Consider the following 21,248-nt stretch of genomic DNA (forward strand, 5'->3'; position numbering starts at 1 on the left):
ACGACCATGATCGAAGTCACAGTTCGCACCCTGGTGAGGCCCACCGAGAGAGTGGAAAAGGTTGTGGCGGCAATAGAGCGGATCTTTCCCGGACTGACGCTTGACATAAGAGATGACCTGGTACAGGGCTACGGAGGAATATCCTCCCTTCGGGTTTTCCGCAAGGTATTAAGAGATGAGAGGATACTGGATACAGCGAGGTCTGTGATGCTCGCGGGCAGGATAGGCGATTCGTATCAGTTCAGGATAAGCAAACCCGGAGCCTTCATGGGGCGTGTGGGCTTTCCGCCAGAGGAGGAGCCGCTCGGATCGATTCATGTCGAGATATCCGGCGGCGAGGAGGTCATAGACTGGCTTGCGCCCAGAACCATCGATGGGAAGCCGGTCGCGGAGATAGAGCTGGATGAGGTGGAGCAATGATAAGTTTCTCCTCAAGCGCGCTGGTGGACAGGCCATTCGACTGGGCATACCAGCTTGAGGATTTAGGATACACAGGCTGGGAGATCGTCTGCGAGGGCATGCAGCGTCTCACCGAGGATAACGTGGACGAGGCGAGAAGGATCGCGGAGACGACAGATCTGGTGATAACACTGCATCTTCCCTACTCGGATCTGAACCTCGCATCTGTGAACCAGCCGATATGGGAGGAGAGCGTCAGGCAGATGAAGAGCTGTCTGACTCTGGCAGCGGATTTCACAGAGCTCGCTGTGGTCCACCCGGGCCATCTCTCCCCGCTCGGAGCGCAGGTGCCGGAACGCGCGTGGGAGCAGAACATTCTCGGCATACGGAGCATATGCGATCATGCAGAAGATCTGGGAATCACCATTGCCGTTGAGAACATGGTCAACATACCCACGCTGCTGGGCAGGGCACCGTTCGAGATAGTTGGAATCATGGACACAGTCGACAGGGAGAACCTTGGATTCACGCTCGATGTGGGGCATGCAAACACAAATGGAAACCTGAAGGAGTTTCTGCAGCTACGAGAGAGAATAACACACATCCACATACACGACAACCATGGAGAGAGGGACGAGCACCTGCCTGTCGGCTCAGGGACTGTCGACTGGAGGCTGGTTTTCTCCTCGCTCAACGGATACAGAGGCAGATACGTCACAGAGGCGAGATCCCTTGTACAGGGTCAGACCAGCCTGAGCAGAATAAAAATGTTGATGTAAAAGGGCAGCATATTACCCTGTATTCCGCGCCCCTGATTCACGAGATGCACCCGAAAGAAGAGTCCAACAGGAGTGATCTGGACGATCTCATCGATGCGCTTCTGAAACACTTCGATGAGAAGGATGCTGCCAGAGAGGAGGCGCTGAGGTTGTCCAGAATCGTCATTAGATTGTCATCAACCGCCATACGCGCCACTCACAGAAGAGAGAGGCGCGAGGCGGAGAGTCTGCTTAAAGATGCGCGTGAGCATCTCACCACGATAAAGGACCTCTTGGTCGAACATCAGGACGTGAGGTACTCAGGATTCGTGGATGATGCGGAGCAGGAGTTCGTCGAGGCGAGCGTACTCTACTCCCTGATATTCGAGGGCAGGATGCCCACACATGAGGATCTGGAAGTTGACCCGGTGAGCTATCTCAGTGGCCTTGGCGATCTGACCGGCGAGCTCAGGCGGAACATCCTGGAATTAATAAGAAACGGCAGGCCTGAGGACGGAGAGGTCCTCCTCGAGATAATGGAGGAGATATACCACATGCTCATGCGGTTCGATTACCCTGATGCACTGATGCGCGGTCTCCGCAGGAAGACAGACCTGACGAGGTCGATGATAGAGAGGACGCGCGGCGATATCACAAACGCGCTCCAGATACAGTCACTGGAGAGGCATCTCGCCCTTCTGGAGGATAAGCTTAAAGGCTTATACTCCAAGCTGTAGAGCGTCAACTACTCCGGTCTGAAGACCAGAGTTTCTGCTGCCCTGCACCCCCCAGGAGGTTACTTTATGAAATTCGACCCGGCCGAGATCAGAGAGGCTGCTGAAAAGGACTTTGATGGCACATGGAAGCGTGGCGTTGACTATCTTGAGAGGCCCTCGCTGGAGAGGATCTATCCGAGGAGGAGCTATCCTCACGGAAGACCGCATCCTGTGTTTGAGACCATCCAGAGGCTCAGGGAGGCGTACCTGCGCATGGGGTTCACGGAGATGATGAATCCCGTCATAGTGGATGCGCAGGAGGTCCACAGACAGTTCGGGTCTGAGGCACTTGCAGTTCTTGACAGATGTTTTTACCTCGCAGGCCTGCCGCGGCCGGATATTGGCATCTCAGAGAGCAGGCTGTCAGAGATAAGCTCCATAGTGGGAAAGGAGCTCACTGCTGAGGAGATCGAGGCTCTCAGGGAGATCCTGCACAGCTACAAGAAAGGGGCTGTGGAGGGCGACGACCTGGTTCCGGAGATTTCTAAAGCGATCAACGCATCAGACTCCCAGGTCTCGATGATGCTCGAGAGCGTGTTCCCCGAGTTCAGGGAGCTCAGGCCGGAGCCTACGAGCAGAACCCTTAGGAGCCACATGACCTCAGGGTGGTTCATATCGCTCTCGAACCTATGGTACAGGATGCCCCTGCCAGTGCGTTTGTTCTCTGTGGACAGATGCTTCAGAAGGGAGCAGTCTGAGGACGCGGCCCGTCTGATGTCCTATCACTCCGCGAGCTGCGTCGTGATGGACGAGGATATGTCTGTGGATGAGGGCAAGGCGATCTCAGAGGGACTCTTGAGCCAGTTCGGCTTCGAGAACTTCAGGTTCAGGCCGGACGAGAAGCGCTCGAAGTACTACATCCCCGGGACGCAGATAGAGGTCTACGCATACCATCCGGGCCTTGTGGGTTCAGAGACGAAGTACGGCAGCGGCTGGGTCGAGATTGCGACCTTTGGGGTTTACTCGCCAACAGCGCTGGCGCAGTACGATATCCCATACCCTGTTCTGAACCTCGGCCTCGGCGTCGAGCGCCTGGCAATGATACTCTACGGATCGAAGGATCTGCGTGCTCTCTCATACCCGCAGCTCCAGCCAGACTGGAGTCTGAAGCCGATCGAGATCGCCAGGATGATACATGTGGATAAAAGCCCGATGACCGTTACGGGAAAAGAGATCGCGAGATCGGTCGTGGAGACATGTGTGAAGTACGGGAATACACCATCGCCATGTGAGTTCGACGCATGGGAGGGCGAGCTCTTCGGCCGGAGAATAAAGGTATCTGTGGTCGAGCCCGAGGAGAACACAAAGCTCTGCGGTCCCGCTTACCTCAATGAGATTGTTGTCTACAGGAATGAAATACTTGGAATACCGAGGACTCCGAAATGGGAGGCTGCCTTCGAGGAGGGCGTCCAGACAGGAATAAGGTTCATAGACGCGTTCGCGGAGCTGGCAGCGCATGAGATCGAGATGGCGACCATTGAGGGAAGAGGGAGCGAGACGAGAGTGAGGATTGTGAGAACAGCGGGCGAGATCAATGTGAGAATCGATCCGGCGCTGGAGAGGTACATCACGAGCTATAAGAAACGGATAGACATCCGGGGACCGGTATTCACGACGGTGCGCTCAGAGCTTATGCAGGGGGATAAACACGGAGAGAAAACCTGATCGCAATATCGATGAGAAGAGGCTCGCCGGCGAGTCTGCTGCATTGCTTGTCAGGGATGGTATGGTCGTTGGCCTAGGCACAGGCTCCACTGTTGCATGGACGATCAGGGCGATCGGAAGGATGGTGGCTGAGGGGCTCGATATTCTCGCCGTTCCAACATCCTATCAGTCTGAGGCGCTGGCGATAGAGTGCGGGATTCCGCTTACAACATTATCGCAAAATCCAGTGCTCGATCTGGCCATAGATGGCGTTGATCAGATTGATATCAGGATGAACGCCATCAAGGGCGGAGGCGCAGCGCACACCAGGGAGAAGGTGGTATCGATCGCTGCCAGGCGCTTCGTGGTCGTGGCAGATGGATCGAAGCGTGTGGAGGTGTTGAACAGACCGGTCCCTGTAGAGGTCCTGCCGTTTGCTGCAATGGTCGTCGAGCGCGAGCTGGTCAGGATTGGCGGGTATCCTGTGGTCCGTCAGGCCCGGATGAAGGACGGCCCGGTGATAACGGACAACGGGAACTTTGTGATGGACGTATCATTTGGGGAGATCCGCGATCCTGCAACTCTCGCTCAGGAGATATCGCAGATACCGGGCGTTGTCGATCACGGGATTTTCACAAAGATAGATGAGCTGCACATCGCCCACAACGGAACGGTGGAGGTGATCAGGAGAAATGATCTCTGAGTCCAGAACCATCTGGTGGGACAATGGAATAAAGACCATCGACCAGACCAGGCTCCCGGCGGAGTTCGTCGTGATCACGATCAGAAGCATTAAGGAACTCGTAAACGCGATCACCTCCCTCAAGATACGCGGCGCGCCCGCGCTCGGTGCAGCCGGGGGGTACGGCATCGCACTGGCAGCGATGCGTTCGAAGTTTCAGGAGAGGGACGGCGTGCTGCATGAGATGGAGATCGCCGCGGAGATGATCAAAAACTCGAGACCTACAGCGGTAAACCTCTCATGGGGCGTGGATAGGGTTCTGAGGGCAGCTCAGGAAGGAGAGATAGCTGATGAGGTGAGGGAGATCGCACTTCGCGAGGCGGAGAGGATCGCCGAGGAGGATCTGATCATCAATAAGATGATCGGCAGACATGGCGCGAAGCTCCTGAATGATGGTGACAGTGTTCTGACGCACTGCAATGCCGGCAGGCTTGCCTGTGTTGGGTGGGGCACCGCACTCGGTGTTATACGCCAGGCTGTGATGGACGGGAAGGAGATTCACGTCTACGCATGCGAGACCAGGCCTCTGAATCAGGGATCGAGACTCACATCCTGGGAGCTGATGGAGGACAATATAGATGTGACACTAGTGTGCGACAGCGCATCTGGCATCCTCATGCGCAGGGGCATGATCGACAGTGTGATCGTGGGAGCAGACAGGATCACGAGGGACGCGGTATTCAACAAGATAGGAACCTACACGCATGCAGTCCTCGCGAAAGCACATGGAATCCCGTTCTATGTGGCTGCGCCGCTCTCGACGTTCGATGCATCACACGATGAGAGCGAGATAGTGATCGAAGAGAGGGATGGAGACGAGCTCAGGCGTCTCGGTGTGACGAGACTTGCGCCTGATGGCGTGAAGGTTTACAATCCAGCGTTCGACGCCACACCGATTGATCTCGTCAGTGCGATGATAACAGAGAAGGGGGTCTTCAGGCAGCCGCTCATGCCTCCGGGGATTCTGTGAGGTTGATGGTCGAATGTTTAACATGATGTAAGTTACAAAACAGAGCATGACCCCACAGTCAATCTTGGTGTGCTTGCTCAGAATCCAGCAGCTTAACTCTGGGGAGTGGAGAGGGCGCATTGGGGATGAAAACGATGCCCTCCCTACCTCAGGCATGCTCAACGATTTTATGTAATAGATCGATATTATAATTCAATAAATGATTATCAGCTACAAGAGTATTCCTATAAACCCTTATTTTTACAATGGCGGATTCTCGCTGATATCGTATTTGGCTCACATTTGCCTCAAAACCGGAATACTCACAAGTATCCTATATTCCAGACGTGACTCAGCAAAAGCTACCAGATGCGCTGGATGCTTGTAGATGGCTTTATAACATGCTTCTTCAAAATTTCCCTTTTTATATCCATCCACTTCTGACTTCAGTCAGCCTGATCAAGCGTCGTATTTTGTATCTTGGATATTTGACGACCATGAACCGCGGGTCTTCTTCGATTAATGTGCGTAGCTGTTTTGCGCAATGGTACGTGACGCTGAGCAGTTTCGCGGCCTGTGTAAACGTGACCTGCCGGAGGCTGTTTCTTTTCATTACCGGGTAGAGATCGTCGATGCAATTGAATGGCCGATCGATGTGGACAAAGGTCTTCAATCTCGTGATCCTCTTCCGATCCTGCGCGACCTCTAACTGCAGATCGACGTATATCTTATCAATTTCAGCGATGTGTGAATATTTCACTTCCTCGAAGCCATGCGCGGTTACGAAACAAGACGGTACTGGCGGTAGATCGTGGATTTTATGGTCTCGGATCTCATCCGCGCTCTCTGGATGGCTCTCAGTTGATGGCTGCGCAGAATGCAGCGGGTCAGAAATTTCCATTTTTGAAGGGGAAATTTGAGCGAGCTATTCCTCTAAATCCGCGCGATAAGAGGCTCTGTGGCTGCTTTTACAGCATGCTCTATGATCGCCTGTGTGCAGGCGTCAGGACGATTGGCTGATCGATGGGTTTGTGCATTGTTCACAGGACCTGTGAGGATAAGAGCTAAGGCCAGAGATTTGGGCCTTACTGATTTTGTATGTCTGAGATACTCTATCCTCATCCGACACACGCCCTTACGCGGACGTGTCCGAATAAGGATTTGGTGTTTATGATGTGCAGAAGTGGGGAAAGATCCAGATTTCCGACCACAGCTCTTATCCGGACAGGTCCATGTGAGACACCACCAGATTTTAATAGCAAATCCTACGGATATAGATTGGGTTTTATGGAGGTACCTGCAAAAAGATGAGCTCAGAGATGTGCACGGTCTGCGGTCTTCCCAAGGAGCTCTGCATATGTGAAGAGGTAGCCAAGGAGCAGCAGAGAATCGTCGTCAAGATCCACAAAAGGAGATATGGCAAAGAGGTCACAGTCATTCAGGGCATAGATCCACATGAGATAGACCTGCAGGATCTCTGCACCTATCTCAAGTCCAAACTTGCATGCGGCGGGACTGTGAAGGACGGCGTCATCGAGCTCCAGGGCAATCACATCGGCAGGATCAAAGACCTGCTAAGTAAAAAAGGTTTCAGCGCCAGTCAGATAAGCCTCTGAGAGCGTATTCGGCGAAGCCTGCCTTCGGAGCATAGCTTTGCATGCAGATCTTTGCGGTCTGGCGCACAACATCTCTTTTAGTTTATAGATTGTCTCATCACTGGAGAACATGCCTGAATAATAAGTTGAAGCCGTAAATTTGGGCCTTACTGCTTTTGGATGGGATGTTTCCGAATAAGAGCTGAATTCAGAAATCTGTGGCGTGCTGCTTTTGCAGGGAGGAGCTACTCGATCCTTATTCGGACAGGTCCTTTGGATGTCATAGACATTTACGCTCTTATCCATTTGATGACTTGCCCGAAGGAACAGTGGTCATGATATGCGTTCGTGTCGAATGAATGCGTGCTATCACCAACCACATCGCATGCCCTACAAGTTGCCACGTACATATGAGAGAACATTTAATCCTTATTCGGACAAATCCTCGCTGCTGTTGAGTGGATCGGTGATCTCACAGAGCGAGGTATGGGGCGATTGATGCTGGTTGAATACATTTGCTCCCCTGGTGCTTCGGCCTCATGGATTTATAGGCGATCTCAGCGGGTGCATCAGCAGCCTTCTGATTTGAAGCATGTAACCGCACCATTCAGAGGAGAGCTACAGCGCTGCAGATTGGCGTTGGCGTTCGATATCCTATTGTAAACCGAAATTGAAATAAATGTTTACAATTTCATTTGTAGGTATGCACGATGGCCACCTGATGCTGATACCTATACTTCTGTACCTTCTGATAACAGCATTCCTGGGATACCTTGTCCGAAGCGAGCGGTCCTGGAATGATTTCTTTCTTGGGGGCAGAGGATTTGGCACGCTTCACATCACAGGATCGCTCGTTGCCACGATATTGGGAGCATCATCCACGATAGGTCTTGTCGGCCTCGGATACTCCAGAGGACTCCCCGGGGCATGGTGGCTCCTCTCCGGCGCCCTGGGACTTCTCGTCCTGTCAAAGGTGGCACATGCTGTGAGAAGAACTGGAGCGCGAACGCTGCCCGACCTGATAGGAATTTTTTATGGATCTTCCGCTAAAAAAACAGCTTCCATCCTCATCTTGATCTCATGGCTTGGAGTGATCGCAGCCCAGATTGTCGCTGCCGGGAGGATCATGGGCGCGCTGTTTGGGCACGACTGGTTCTGGATGTCTGCCATGGCAGTCGTGCTGGTTGCGTACACGGCACACGGCGGACAGCGTGCGGTTGTCAGAACAGACTTGTGGCAGATCTATGTGATTCTTGCAGGAGTGATCCTCATGTTCGCGATATGCCTGAGATCTGCGCCCGAAGCTCTGAACCGCCTGGAATTTCCAATGTCTGAGCAGATGAGTCTGCAGGATATTATATCAATGGTTGTGGTGGTCGGGTCGATGTACCTCATCGGCCCTGATATCTACTCAAGAGTCCTCTCTGCCAGAAACCCCGAATCTGCCAGGGTCGCCGCGATATTCTCAGCGATGATAATCATACCACTTGCATTCGTCATCACATCCATCGGGATATTCGCGCAGCATCTGCTCCCTGATATCCGGCCGGAGGACGCGCTGCCACTGCTTATAACTGATATCCTTCCCCCGTGGGCGGGAGGAGTGGTCGCAGCAGCATTTCTGGCGGCCGTGATGTCATCAGCCGATACATCTCTCCTGACCGCATCCTCCATACTCACCCTCGATCTCGGCCTGGGATCGGGAGTGAGAGCACGATGGCTGGCGGCGCTCTTTATAGGCACATGTTCCATGTTGCTGGCGATGAGCACTCCAGGGATCATATCAACGCTGATGCTCGCCTACACTGTATTTTCAGGGGGCTTTCTGGTTCCGGTGATTGCAGGTTTTCACAGAGAGCGGCTTGGACTGACCCAGAGCTCAGCAACTGCCGGCATGCTATGCGGTGGAGCCACATCGCTACTGCTGGCTGAAGTTTTCCCACTCTCTGGAATATGCGTATCAGCTTTAACGATGGCGATTGTCAGCGCAGTGGAGAAAAGACGTAGAGTGACTGAATGAGTTCAGAGACATGAGTGCCCGGAGAATGCCGGTAGTGAGATCTTACCAACCTCTCCACGACTTTATTCCCTCCCCTAAAGGGTCGGAGACCCTCTGCGATTCAACAAACTTGAACGATTAAGTGATCTGGTTCATCAAGTGGTGCACGACCGATGTGGGGAGACGATTGATACGGGTCTGAATACACCCGAACCCGGATCTCCTCCGATACAGCAACGTGAGCCAGAAGAGAAGATCTGGCTCAGATCACGCCTTCAACCCGAACTCCTTCAGTCTGTTAATCGCATCCCTACGGGCGCTCTGATGCTCTTTCAGGAACTCCCTGATTCGGGCTGCAGCGATCTTCTTGCACGAGCCACACATCTGCCTGCCGCTCCTGCATTCCTTGTACAACTCCTCCAGCTCACTGTCATCCTCGGCTAGGTGGAACAGCAGAAACTCGTAGACAGCGCACCTCTCGGGTTCCCCTCCATAGCGTCGATGCTCGGCGAGAGATTGCTTCCCTCCGGTTATCGCCTTCATGATCTTGTTCGCAGCCTCATCAGGATCCTCTGTCAGTGCTATGTAGCTCTCCGGCCGGCTGGACGACATCTTCCCTCCTGTCAGGCCGGTCATGAACCTGTGGTATATGGAGGCTGGTGGGATGAAGCCGAACTCGCCGTTATTCACCTCAACCTCTCTTATGAGCTCGTCGATCCTCTCAGCACTGACACCGTCGAAGAGATCTATGTGCTCTGAGTACTGCTTTATCGTGTATCCAGCCTCGCTAAGCGCATTTGCAGCCGCTTTGATGAGATCAGGACCCGCCGCCTTGCCCCGAATGCTTATGTATCCTTCCCTCTGCTCGACCAGAAATTTTCGCATCCTGTATGCGAGATCTCTGGTCAGCCTCATGTGTGCATCCTGGTCGGACCCCACCGGAACGACAACAGGCTTCGGACCACCGTAGTCCGGAAGCTGCGGATGGAGGATGTCTGCGCTCTGAGCCATCACGCTCTCCATGTGGCCGATTGATGTTTCTCCGGAGAATCCGTATATCGCGCTCACCTCCGAGAAGTTCGCCTCCGCGGCTAATTCAAAGGCAAGATCTCTCATCCTGTAGTTCTCAGATTGGAAGTATATGTGGCCTGTGGGCTCGAAGCCGAGCGCTATTAGGCTTAGGATATAATCATTGATGCCGAGCTCCCTGCACCTCTGCCAGCTGATCCCGCGCACGGCATGTGCCTCCATGTTTGCGATGGCCACAAACGCATCCGCGCCGTGCTTCTGATGCCATATGATCTCGTTCATCACCATCATATGGCCGAAGTGCGCCTTGCCGCTGGGCATGAAGCCGCTCATGACTGCAAACGGCCTATGCTCATTCATCGCCCTTAGGACGACATCATAATCTCTGTGCCCGAATATTATACGCCTTCTCATGTATGGATGTGGATCATCGATCTCCGGCAAGATCTCCTCGAACCGAGAGATGCCAAACTCCTCAAACAGCTTTGAGTAATCTTCGATCTGAGATGTGCCCCAGGGGTCCAGCTTCACTTCCATGGCTGGGGGCAATGATCCGGACGTATATTTAAGTTATCTCATCCCCGATCCAGACCTATCCGAACAAAGGCCGTGTGTTTGAATCGTGCGCCTTGAAGATATTGTCCATCAAATAGACTCCCTCCTTATCCGGACACGTCCCCCGGGCCGGACATGTGCAAACAAGGATTTAAGCGCTTGCGACGCATGCCTAGTGATTGTGATAGCGCCACCCCCATGCAAGCCGGACATGTGCAAACAAGGATTAAGCGCTTGCGACATCCGAAATCAGTAAGGCACAAATTTCTGGATTTATCTCATATTTCGGACAGGTCCGGGTTTTCAATGCCAAAAGTTATGAACATGTAGATACAGCTTCTGTAAGTCTGTGTGAGAAATATGGTGCTCGATAACCTAGGCGGATCGCTTCGAGGTGCCCTGAAGAAGATAGCCTCGGCAACACGTGTTGATAAGGCTCTTGTGGACGACGCTGTGCGCGACATCCAGCGCGCCCTGCTGCAGGCTGATGTGAATGTCAAGCTGGTGATGAGCCTCTCGAACAGGATACGCGAGCGTGCGCTCAACGAAAAGCCACCTGCAGGGATGAATCCCAGAGAGCACGTGATAAACATAGTCTATCAGGAGCTGATCAATCTCATCGGGAGGGGCACGGACATCCCTCTTAAAAAACAGACGATCATGCTTGTAGGCCTCCAGGGAAGCGGCAAGACCACCACAGCTGCAAAGCTTGCGACATACTTCCAGAGGAGGGGGTTGAGAACAGCTGTCATATGCGCGGACACCTTCCGGGCGGGGGCGTACGATCAGCTCAAGGCACTCTGCGACCGCCAGGGGATATTTTTCTACGGGGAGAAGGGAAACGAGAACGCGCCTGAGGTCGCAAAGAACGGCCTTGAGGCAACAAAGAAGTACGACGTGCGAATAGTGGATACAGCTGGTAGACACGCACTCGAGAGCGATCTGATCCAGGAGATGAAGGATATCCATGCGGTTGTGAATGCGGATCACAAGCTGCTCGTCATGGATGCTGCTATAGGACAGCAGGCGAGCGAGCAGGCCAGGGCATTCAACGAGGCTGTTGGGATTACAGGGGTCATAATAACAAAGCTCGACGGCACCGCGAAGGGCGGTGGTGCGCTGAGCGCGGTCGCCGAGACGAAGACATCAGTCGCGTTTATAGGCGTTGGCGAGACCGCATCGGATCTAGAGAAGTTCGAGGCTGACAGGTTCATATCACGCCTTCTCGGCATGGGAGACATAAAGGGATTGATCGAAAAGGCGCAGGAGGTCCAGATCGAGAGCGATGTCGATGTCGATGCGATGATGAAGGGGAAGTTCACCCTGAAGGACATGTACAAGCAGCTCGAGGCCATGAACAAGATGGGTCCGTTGAAGCAGATTATGCAGATGCTCCCATTTGGTGGAATAGGCATCGAACTCTCTGATAAAGAGTATCAGGTAACAAAGGAGAGGCTCGAAGCATACAGGTTCATAATGGACTCCATGACAGATGAGGAGCTTGAGGACCCGAAGATAATTAACGCCAGCAGAATTAAGAGGATCGCACGCGGAAGCGGCACACGGCCTGAGCTTGTCAAGGAGCTTTTGAAGTCACATGCTGCAATGCAGAAGGCCATAAAAGGAATGAGAGGGGGAATGGGGCGCATGAACATGAAGAAGCTCATGAAGCGTCTGGGCCAGCCGAAGGTCTAGACCCTCGACTCCTCATATGCTATCCATACTATCACAATTCCCACCAGTATCAGCAGCGGGCCTATGGACCCTTTGATTATGCTTGCTGTGTACGACCACCAGTTCAGCCCGTACATCCAGCTATTATGCCCGAACCATGCCGGGTTGGCCATGGTCCATATGCCCACGACAGCCACCAGAATGCCAATGATCACCTTCAGAACATCTCCAAGCTTCAGGCATATCCCTCCCTTCAGATTATCCTGATGTAAGTGAATGGGAACGAATCAATATATAAATGCCCATCCCCTCAGGAGGATCGGTCCGAATAAAAGGTTGGGGCCAGAAATACTAGCCATACAGCACTTGTTTGCCATGCATTACATTCTTATGCGATTATACAACTCTGGGTTCGATGGCGCAGCAATGGCCATGTGTGTATCCATTTACTCAGAAAGGTATTTAAATGATGCTACATATTCTCGCAATGATGATTTACTTTGTGTTACTATAGGGGTGATATGATTGTATACACGTCTGTCTTTTGTCTTTATTATGCTCGTGATGCTGCTCACAATCTCCTCTGCCCAGGAGCCGTTATGGCTTGGACGCGGCGCTACTGAGGATGTCATGAACCTGAATGTAGGTGCGAGGTCGCCGGGATATGTTCCCGCATTTGGGACCAGCGGATTTGCAGCGCCTGCATCCCCACAAGTGATGGCGCTGAGCACCAGCGCGATGGTGCATCAGGCAGAATCATTGCTGTCTGAGATGAAGAGAGAGCGAGATGAGATCCTCTCGATATACAATCTGACGAGAAAGATGGCGGTTTATGCATCTGAGAACGCGAGCATTGCCAGATCGATGGCTGAATCGGCTGAGATGAATGCGAGAAGAGCGGAGACGAGCGCATACGAATGCAGGGTTGCACTCAATGAGACCGAAAGTGTGAGATCTGAGATCCTCTCGATATACAATCTGACGAGAAAGATGGCGGTTTATGCATCTGAGAACGCGAGCATTGCCAGATCGATGGCTGAATCGGCTGAGATGAATGCGAGAAGAGCGGAGACGAGCGCATACGAATGCAGGGTTGCACTCAATGAGACCGAAAGTGTGAGATCTGAGATCCTCTCGATATACAATCTGACGAGAAAGATGGCGGTTTATGCATCTGAGAACGCGAGCATTGCCAGATCGATGGCTGAATCGGCTGAGATGAATGCGAGAAGAGCGGAGACGAGCGCATATGAATTCAGGATGGCGATCAACACGAGCAGCTGAAGCTCCAGCTGAGATGAATCCGATCCCCGCAGCTGGGGCTGTATCTGTGCTCATCGGAAAAGATTTTTACAGTTTGACATTCTTGGGCAAAGCAGTGAGACCTTGAACATCAAGCGTAACTGGATGATAGCTGTTGTTCTCATAGCGTTCATCGCCATAGCCTACTTCATGTTCCCGCTAGTGGATGGCATCATCCTCGGCACAGTCTTCGCATACATCGGCAGGCCGATACGCGATATGTTCGGGCCCCGGAAACGCCTCGGCTCAGCCATCGCCACCATAGGGATAATAGTGCCAATCTCGCTGGTTCTGATCCTGGGTGTGATGGAGATAGCGAATTTCTTCATGTGGATCGCCCAGAACCCTGGCAGCATGGCGAGGGAGATGAGCAGCACCATATCTGGCCTCGAGATTCCTGATGAGATATACACCCTCATCACAGGAAGCCTTCAGAGCATTCTGAGCTTTGTTGCTGACGTTGCAGCGAGGATGCCACTGCTCGATTATGGGAGGAGAGTGGTTCTGCTGGCGGTGAATATCATAGTTGCAATACCAGTATGCTATTTTCTTCTCTGCGATGGCGAGCGGTTTGTCGATTCCTGGTTCACAATAGTTCCTGAGGAGAGCCTTGACACATACAGGGCGTATTTCAACAGGATCGACAGGATCCTGAGCGGTATATTTCTCGGCAGCATGTACACCGCAATCGTTGGAAGCGTGATCTCTGCCATAGTCTTCTATGCATTCGATGTCCCCAGGCCGTTTGCGATGGCGAGCCTGGTTTTCATAGCAGGGCTGGTGCCTGCACTAACAGCATGGGCTGTCATTGTGCCGGTATCTATATACAGATACATCCACATGGGGCCTGCCGAGGCGCTCATGTTCTTCGCCGTAGCATCCGCCCTGATCTACCTCCCATCTGAGCTGATCGTGCGCCCGTATCTTGTGGCCGCACGCTCGTCCATACATCCTCTGCTTGTGATGCTCTCTTTTCTGGGCGGAGCGATGGTGGCTGGCATAGGCGGTTTCTTCCTGGCACCTGCGGTCATGGGTGTGATCGTAGGCATATATCAGGTCAGGAGGGAGCAATCCCTGGCAGCGAAAGAAACTCAGAATCTGTAAGGTCTCTGAGGTAGAGGCATGAGGTTCTGCATAGAGACATACGGCTGCACATCGAACACCGGGAACTCCATGGAGCTAAGGGGAGCGCTGATTGCGCATGGGCATCAGGAGAGCGATCTTGATGGCTCGGAGGTCGTGATCCTCAACACATGCGCAGTGACATCGCGCACGGAGCGGAACATGCTCAGGCGGATCGGCGAGCTCAAAGGCAGGAGGCTGATAGTGGCAGGCTGTTTGCCTGCTGCCATTCCAGAGCTGATTGAGAGTGTGGAGTGCGTGGGTGTTCTGAACAGATGGGGCATAGACAGGGTCCTCGATGCTCTCGGAAGATCCGAGCATCCAACATCGGAGCTCTCTGCATCCTGTCTGCCCGGCAGCCTCTGTGGCGTTGTCAACATCTCAGAGGGGTGCCTGGGAGCATGCGCATACTGTATAGTGAAGAGGGCCAGAGGGACTCTGAGGAGCAGAGAACCGCACGAAATAGAGAAAGACGTCATGCGTCTCATAAGCAGCGGTGCTGTTGAGATCCAGCTGACCTCACAGGATGCCGGAGCTTACGGATGTGACATTGGCGCGTCGCTTCCGGAGCTTCTCGATCTTCTCTCTGATATAGATGGAGCGTTCATGATACGGGTAGGTATGATGAACCCCAACTCTGTCCTGAAAATTCTCGACGATCTCCTGGATTCTTACAAAAACGAGAAGATTTACAGATTCATTCACCTCCCACTCCAATCCGGCTCCGACAGGGTCCTGGAGAGGATGAGACGGGGTTATACATCCGATGATTTTGTTAATGTCGTGAGTGCGTTCAGATCGAGATACCCGGAGATCTCGCTTACAACAGATGTCATAACCGGTTTTCCGGGAGAATCTGATCAGGATTTCAGAATGACGGAGGATGTGATAAGAATAACGCAGCCTGATAAGGTGAACGTCACGAGATTCTCGCGGAGACCTCACACACTTGCCTTTATGATGCATGATATGCCTGACAGAATAAAGAAAGAGAGATCGCGCAGAGTGACAGAGCTCTGGATGGATATCGCGCTAATACGGAACAGGCGGTACATAGGGGAGACGCTGGATGTGCTGGTCACCGAGCAGGGGAGAGCTGGCACCATGAAGGCGAGGACCAGGAACTATACCGGAGTTGTGGTTCATGGTCTCAGCTCACCCGGGAAATGGGTGAAAGCGAGAGCGATAGATGCAACACCCTTTTACGTAAAGGCCAGATACACTGAAAGTCTGTGAACACTCCAGTCGGAGTGAAAGTCTACAGAGCTCGACTGTATGTCAGCCATCTATGTGAGGGCCATGAGCTCTAGCTTCATGCGCTCCCGATCGCTCATATCAGACCCACTGTTGGATGTGAGCGATTCGTCCAGCAGGTATGTCAGTGTCAGCTTCCTCCGCTTGCCGTGTGTGAGCCTGACATGTCTGGGATCGAGCTCTGCGGCACGCTTCATAACCGAGATCACGGTCGTTTTATTGAGCCCAAGCATATCAACAAGCTCCGCAGTGGTGTATTCCCCGGGCCTCTCGCTCATGATCTCTATCAGCGCTCTGGCATGCCTGTCTATCGCACGCCCCTCACTGTGCTCAAGATCCTTTGCGGCTCTGGCATGTCTCGCTCTGAGCTGAGTCTTCAGATCTGCGACCTCTTTTGATAATCTGTCTACCTGATCGATCAGTCGACCGAGCAGCTCAACATCCCTTCCATACCCAGCACTCTCTGTCAACCTGTTTACGGCAGTTATGAGCTCAATCATGGCCTGCTCTTCCCTCAGCTTCCGTTCAGTTTCAGCGGCCCTGTTTTTATACACCTCTAAAAGCTCTTCGAACATCTGCTTACACCTATCAGTTATATGGTTTGTTTGGATTAAGCAAAATATTATTTGCTCTTAAACAGACGCTACTATATATAGATTTCGATGTACACTCTGCGGTTTCCACAGGAGATTTATGGGTCACAGCGATCCATTATACCAGATCAGCCGTGTTTATGAGCTCGCTTTTATCCATGTAAATGCTTGCCAGAAGAGGCACCTGTCCTGCTATACATTCCTGGAGAATAAATGAGTACTTCCAGAGCCAGATTGCATGTCCTCCAAGTTATTGAGACACAAGAGCTTATGAGGCTTGTGCAGCGTTATGAGCCTGTCTCAGGTTTCTGTTCACAGGATATATGTCTTCGCAACACTGCTGACTGGATGCGCCACATGAACTACATTGTCTCAAGTTTCTGTTCACAGGATATATGTCTTCACTGCAGCCGGAAGCTGGCGGATATCTCTTATCATGACATCCGCCACCTCTAGCAGCCTGGGGTGCGGGTCTGGATTCTGCTGGATTGTAAGCACCCCCAGATCTGCCTCCTCTAAGGCATAGATATCGTTGAGACCATCGCCGACCATCACCACGGCTCTGTGATTCTCCTTGAGCCTCTTAACGATCTCCCTCTTCCGCATCGGATCTGCAACAGAGTATATATTTTTAGGATCGATGCCGTAATCGACCATATGGATCAGACTTCTGGCGCTGTCTCCAGACGCTATGTAGATATCCGCTCCCATATCCCTGAGCTCATCCAGGACAGATCTGACACCGGGGAACGGCACGCCACCGGTGCTTACAATGTACGGTACAGTCATATCCACGGCATCCACGATTAACCCTGTCGTGTGATATGTTTCAGGGCATCTCTGTCTGACTGCATTATGTGCTATCAGCAGATCCCTGACGGTCGCATCTGAGCACCTTATTGCTTCAATCACATCCGAATGTGAGACGGGTGTGCTGTAGCAGCTTATCTCTATGCCCTCAGAGCTCATCTCTATCAGCTTGAGCAGATGTGTGTCCTCTGGGCACCTCTGGATATCCCCCGGATCCATCTGGGGCACAACAAGCGCCCGCCCCGGCCTCTCTATGATGAGCTGCGCTGTCACAATCCCCTCCAGGATCCTCCCGTGAATTAGATCATTGGCCACACGATACATCCGAAGCAGCGTGCCTGCCACATCAAGAACAACTGCCAGCTCGCCCATTACCACTTGATATTCGCGGATGGGTGATGAATATATCGATCAGGAGCAGAGGGTGAGATGCACCTGATGGGAGAAATCGGGGACGCTTTTCGAGGTATCGGAAGAGATAACTCCAATGAGCGCGCATCCGTTGATCGTCAGGTGCTCCGGTATGCAGCCCGGATCCTTCGAGCACCATGGAGGCGTTATGAACCTGATCCCCATCGCCTTCGATAGCCTTGGTGTGAGATCGATGGCCACATGCCTGGAGGCAAGAGGCCTCAGGGTCATGATAGATCCTGCTGTCTCTCTTGGCCCGAGAAGATACGGCCTACCGCCGCATCCCATTGAATTGGACCGGCTGAATACAACATGGCAGGATGTCAGAGGTCTCGCGGAATCCAGCGACATACTTATTGTCACACATTATCACTACGACCATCATAATCCCAATGATCCTGATCTCTACAGAGGAAAGATCGTTTATATCAAGGATCCAAAGAACAGGATCAACTTCAGCCAGAAGCGCCGCGCTCATTACTTTCTGAGCAGAATCGAGGACGCTGATATACAGATCGCGGATGGAGGGGAGTTCGGTCACGGCCCGCTTACTATAAGGTTCTCCCAGCCGGTATACCACGGCACCGGAAACAGACTCGGTTATGTTATCGAGGCCTCAATATCATGTGGAGAAGATAAGGTAGTGTATACCAGCGACGTGGAGGGGCCGGCAATGGATGATCAGGTCACTTTCATACTCGAGGAGAGCCCAAGGACTCTGATTCTTGATGGACCGATGACCTACATGCTCGGCTACCGTTACTCGGAGGAGGATCTACGCAGATCTGTGAATAATATTATAAAAATAATATGTAATACATCCGTTAAGACAGTTGTTATCGATCATCATTTCATGAGGGACATAGGTTATGCGGAGAGAATACCTGAGGTCTACAGGAGTGCTGAAGATGCTGGCGTTAGGGTGCTGTGCGCGGCAGAGCTCATCGGCAGGGCACCGGATCTGCTGGAAGCCAGGAGAAAGGAGCTATACAGATCCTCTCCGGTTGGCGAGGAGAGCAGCAAGCAAGAATGACGTGCAGAATATCCAGAACCATGCGCAGGCAACCCTCCACCATGCCCGGCCCTCTCGACCTAGAGCGGCACCACAAACCGGGGTATAAAGCCAGCCCTCAATGCTGAGTCAGTGCCTAAGTCGGTGCTGGGACCCAGATGAAATAAAATTACGCTGTACTGGCACTACATCAGACCAAAGAGTGCCGACAGCAGATATACCGGGAACATGAATGCGATCAGGAAACCCAACACCATCACTGCTATTGCGAAACCGTTTCCTCCCATACGATCCACCACCATATGCCATTCTAAGGGGCGATATATTAACCTTTGGGAGAGCGACGCGGACCTGTCCGAATAAGGATTGGGTATCTCCTCCATTTAAAAGCAGAAAGCCACAGATCTCTGATTTCGGCTATTATTCGGACACGTCCAGCGATGCTGCTGTGCGGTTGGATCGCGTGATCTGCATCGCTGTGCTTGGGACATTGTATTGTACGCGTATCACTGAAATCAGAGACATACGACCTCGTGGTGTTCGTGTAGCATTATGCCGGTGCACGCTAATCCCTGAGAGCCTATTCAGCTATCCGAGTATACGGCAGCGTGTACTCAGATCATCGAACTCAGCAGTGGCATCGCGGGATTTGCGATCTGTTGTGACAGTGTATGCAATTCCCGAATTTCCATTCAGCGATCTGGTACATGACCTGAGCACAAATGTTTTAGGCATGCCAGCTCAGAGATCGGATGCTCGAGATCGGTCGTCTCTGGCTGGCATGATACCTTGGCGAACGGTCGAATGCGCAGTGAAATGAAGAGCATTTACTGCTGGAGAATGTGAGATAATGAAGGATGCGGTCTGTGCATCGGGGATATGCAAGGGATTCAACACGATATTTCGGGGAAAAAAAGAGGTTCTCAAGGACATCAATCTCCTGATAGACGGAGAGGAGATATTCGGCATACTTGGTCCGAATGGCTCCGGGAAGACCACCTTGCTCTCGATATTCTCCACGCTCATCTACCCTGATAGTGGTGAGCTCACCATCCTGGGGATCGATGCCCGGAGGAACACACATGAGGTTAGGAAGCTCATAAACATAAGCACTGGGAAGCCGAACTTTCCGTGGAGCCTTACCGTCAAAGAGAACCTGCGCCACTCAGGCATGCTCTACGGTCTCCATGGAAGAGAGCTCGATAGGGCCGTGGACTGGTCGATGGAGAGCTTCGAGCTGTACCAGTATCAGGACACTCGCTTCGAGAACCTCTCCACCGGGGTGAAGCAGAGACTGTCGCTTGCGAAGGCGATGCTGAACGGTCCGAAGCTTTTATTTTTGGATGAGCCGACGACCGGCCTGGATCCTCAGATGGCGCAGAGGACAAGGGCACTCGTGAAGAGAATTCACAGAGACATGGGAGTCTCTGTTGTCATGACCACGCACTACATGCCAGAGGCAGAGGAGCTTTGCGGGATGATAGCGTTCCTGAAGGAGGGGCGCATCATCGCCCAGGACACGCCTGCCAGGCTGAAGAGGAACCTGAAGATCGGAGAGAGGATGCGGATAAGGTACAGTGGAAATATAGATTGTGACGCCCTGAGATCGATTCCGGGGCTGATTTCAGCTGAGATCTCAAAAGGAAGGGCGGATCTGGTCGTCGATAAAAACGAGGCGACATTCAGCAGGGTCATGCGCACCTTCCAGAGTGCTGAAATACTTGAGCTGGAGCTTGAAGAGCCGGATCTGGAGGATGTCTTCATTGAGCTTGCAGGGTGAGATCAACAAGTGCCTCTCAGCGGCATACAAGAACTGGATAATATCCAAGAGGAACGTGTTCACGGTCTTCGAGCTCGTATTCTGGCCTCTTATCAGCCTCCTCTCCATAGGTCTGATGACCAGATTTTTGGGGGTGGGAGGAGACACTGTCGCATTTCTCCTGGTAGGGGCGATCGGGCTTACAATACTCCAGATATGCCAGATAGATGTTGCATACGTCCTGCTCTTCGATATGTGGTCTAAGAGCATAAAGAACACGTTCGTCTCTCCTGTGCGCGGATACCATCTCGTCCTTGGTGCCCTCCTCTTCGGAATGGTCCGGGGAACATTTGCATTCACGATACTTGTTGTCATCAGCAGGATCCTGTTCGGATTCGATTTTCTCGCAGGAGGATTTCACACAGTGTTGATATTTCTGGCAGGGGTATTCGCGGTCTCAGCTATCATCGGTATGATCGTCTGCATCTCGATACTTCTCTTCGGGCAGAAGGCAGACGTTGCAGCATGGAGCCTCAGCGGTGTGATAATGCTCATAAGCGGGATATACTATCCTGTCAGCGTCCTTCCGGAGCCGCTCCAGCTCATGGCCCGTGCCGTGCCGCTGACGTATTTTCTGGAGTATTACAGATCTGCGTACGGCTTTGGAGATCACAACATCGTGATAGGGGTGTTAATGGTGGCTGCATACATGATCGCGGGCCTGATCGTCCTCGAGATGACGATCGAGAGGGCGAGGAAAACAGGCATACTCCTGCGTCTATCAGAGTGATCTGGGGGTGCGCAAGGAATTCTCCTGGGATGGAAGCTACTCAAAAGCCAGCTTGACATGTCTCCTTATTCCTGG

General features: G+C 52.5%; 19 protein-coding genes. 15 read left to right on the forward strand and 4 right to left on the reverse strand.

The genetic code is table 11. From position 1 onward, the window contains the following. The first annotated feature begins 6 nt into the window (after window positions 1–6). The 8 genes from MTHE_RS01835 (at window position 7) to MTHE_RS01870 (ending at window position 8,883) form a co-directional block, all read left to right on the forward strand. Window positions 7–420, forward strand: coding sequence for an RNA-binding domain-containing protein (locus tag MTHE_RS01835; RefSeq protein ID WP_011695551.1), 414 nt, complete (start codon window positions 7–9; stop codon window positions 418–420). Further along, window positions 417–1,178 carry a sugar phosphate isomerase/epimerase family protein gene (locus MTHE_RS01840; RefSeq protein WP_011695552.1) on the forward strand — a complete coding sequence of 254 codons (762 nt, stop codon included), beginning with the start codon at window positions 417–419 and terminating at the stop codon, window positions 1,176–1,178. The genes MTHE_RS01835 and MTHE_RS01840 overlap by 4 nt, the downstream gene beginning before the upstream one ends. A gap of 44 nt (window positions 1,179–1,222) precedes the next feature. After that, a complete protein-coding gene (locus MTHE_RS01845; protein WP_011695553.1) occupies window positions 1,223–1,894 on the forward strand; it encodes a translin family protein in 672 nt (223 codons plus the stop codon). Window positions 1,895–1,960: 66 nt separating this feature from the next. After that, complete coding sequence (gene sepS / locus MTHE_RS01850; protein WP_011695554.1) at window positions 1,961–3,598, forward strand: O-phosphoserine--tRNA ligase; 1,638 nt, start codon at window positions 1,961–1,963, stop codon at window positions 3,596–3,598. After that, a complete protein-coding gene (gene rpiA / locus MTHE_RS01855) occupies window positions 3,576–4,280 on the forward strand; it encodes a ribose-5-phosphate isomerase RpiA (protein WP_287262669.1) in 705 nt (234 codons plus the stop codon). The genes sepS and rpiA overlap by 23 nt, the downstream gene beginning before the upstream one ends. Further along, window positions 4,270–5,289, forward strand: a complete 1,020-nt coding sequence (locus MTHE_RS01860) for an S-methyl-5-thioribose-1-phosphate isomerase (protein WP_011695556.1) — start codon at window positions 4,270–4,272, stop codon at window positions 5,287–5,289. Before rpiA ends, MTHE_RS01860 begins: the two co-directional genes overlap by 11 nt. Window positions 5,290–6,575: 1,286 nt before the next feature. Next, window positions 6,576–6,884 carry a stress response translation initiation inhibitor YciH gene (gene yciH / locus MTHE_RS01865; RefSeq protein WP_011695557.1) on the forward strand — a complete coding sequence of 103 codons (309 nt, stop codon included), beginning with the start codon at window positions 6,576–6,578 and terminating at the stop codon, window positions 6,882–6,884. A 682-nt stretch (window positions 6,885–7,566) separates the two neighbouring features. Then, window positions 7,567–8,883 (forward strand): sodium:solute symporter family protein, encoded by a 1,317-nt coding sequence (locus tag MTHE_RS01870; protein ID WP_232840876.1) that lies wholly within the window; start codon window positions 7,567–7,569, stop codon window positions 8,881–8,883. Window positions 8,884–9,129: 246 nt separating this feature from the next. On the opposite strand, the gene MTHE_RS01875 is transcribed toward MTHE_RS01870, so the two are convergent. Continuing rightward, on the reverse strand, window positions 9,130–10,428 hold the full coding sequence (locus MTHE_RS01875; protein WP_011695559.1) for a tryptophan--tRNA ligase: 1,299 nt from the start codon (window positions 10,426–10,428) through the stop codon (window positions 9,130–9,132). 378 nt (window positions 10,429–10,806) lie between these two features. Between MTHE_RS01875 and MTHE_RS01880 the strand changes: the two genes are divergently transcribed. Then, window positions 10,807–12,141 (forward strand): signal recognition particle protein Srp54, encoded by a 1,335-nt coding sequence (locus tag MTHE_RS01880; protein ID WP_011695560.1) that lies wholly within the window; start codon window positions 10,807–10,809, stop codon window positions 12,139–12,141. On the opposite strand, the gene MTHE_RS01885 is transcribed toward MTHE_RS01880, so the two are convergent. Next, window positions 12,138–12,335 carry a hypothetical protein gene (locus tag MTHE_RS01885; RefSeq protein WP_011695561.1) on the reverse strand — a complete coding sequence of 66 codons (198 nt, stop codon included), beginning with the start codon at window positions 12,333–12,335 and terminating at the stop codon, window positions 12,138–12,140. The genes MTHE_RS01880 and MTHE_RS01885 overlap by 4 nt on opposite strands. A 340-nt stretch (window positions 12,336–12,675) precedes the next feature. Between MTHE_RS01885 and MTHE_RS01890 the strand changes: the two genes are divergently transcribed. The 3 genes from MTHE_RS01890 (at window position 12,676) to MTHE_RS01900 (ending at window position 15,780) form a co-directional block, all read left to right on the forward strand. Next, complete coding sequence (locus MTHE_RS01890) at window positions 12,676–13,404, forward strand: hypothetical protein (protein ID WP_175265691.1); 729 nt, start codon at window positions 12,676–12,678, stop codon at window positions 13,402–13,404. Between the two features lie 102 nt (window positions 13,405–13,506). Continuing rightward, the gene (locus tag MTHE_RS01895; RefSeq protein WP_011695563.1) at window positions 13,507–14,526 is read left to right on the forward strand and encodes an AI-2E family transporter; all 1,020 of its coding nucleotides are present in this window, start codon (window positions 13,507–13,509) and stop codon (window positions 14,524–14,526) included. A gap of 18 nt (window positions 14,527–14,544) precedes the next feature. Then, the gene (locus MTHE_RS01900; RefSeq protein ID WP_011695564.1) at window positions 14,545–15,780 is read left to right on the forward strand and encodes a tRNA (N(6)-L-threonylcarbamoyladenosine(37)-C(2))-methylthiotransferase; all 1,236 of its coding nucleotides are present in this window, start codon (window positions 14,545–14,547) and stop codon (window positions 15,778–15,780) included. A gap of 50 nt (window positions 15,781–15,830) precedes the next feature. Here the strand turns inward: MTHE_RS01900 and MTHE_RS01905 are convergent, their stop codons facing one another. Then, window positions 15,831–16,373, reverse strand: coding sequence for a hypothetical protein (locus MTHE_RS01905; RefSeq protein ID WP_011695565.1), 543 nt, complete (start codon window positions 16,371–16,373; stop codon window positions 15,831–15,833). 402 nt (window positions 16,374–16,775) lie between these two features. Continuing rightward, the gene (locus tag MTHE_RS01910) at window positions 16,776–17,573 is read right to left on the reverse strand and encodes an HAD family hydrolase (protein ID WP_011695566.1); all 798 of its coding nucleotides are present in this window, start codon (window positions 17,571–17,573) and stop codon (window positions 16,776–16,778) included. Window positions 17,574–17,760: 187 nt separating this feature from the next. Between MTHE_RS01910 and MTHE_RS01915 the strand changes: the two genes are divergently transcribed. The 3 genes from MTHE_RS01915 (at window position 17,761) to MTHE_RS01925 (ending at window position 21,173) form a co-directional block, all read left to right on the forward strand. Further along, window positions 17,761–18,645 carry an MBL fold metallo-hydrolase gene (locus MTHE_RS01915; protein ID WP_011695567.1) on the forward strand — a complete coding sequence of 295 codons (885 nt, stop codon included), beginning with the start codon at window positions 17,761–17,763 and terminating at the stop codon, window positions 18,643–18,645. Between the two features lie 829 nt (window positions 18,646–19,474). After that, window positions 19,475–20,404: an ABC transporter ATP-binding protein gene (locus MTHE_RS01920; protein WP_011695568.1), complete on the forward strand. Its 930-nt coding sequence runs from the start codon at window positions 19,475–19,477 to the stop codon at window positions 20,402–20,404. Continuing rightward, complete coding sequence (locus MTHE_RS01925; RefSeq protein ID WP_232840877.1) at window positions 20,394–21,173, forward strand: ABC transporter permease; 780 nt, start codon at window positions 20,394–20,396, stop codon at window positions 21,171–21,173. Before MTHE_RS01920 ends, MTHE_RS01925 begins: the two co-directional genes overlap by 11 nt. Window positions 21,174–21,248: the final 75 nt, after the last annotated feature.

Origin of the sequence: Methanothrix thermoacetophila PT (assembly GCF_000014945.1) — an archaeon.
Taxonomy (GTDB): Archaea; Halobacteriota; Methanosarcinia; order Methanotrichales; family Methanotrichaceae; genus Methanothrix_B; species Methanothrix_B thermoacetophila.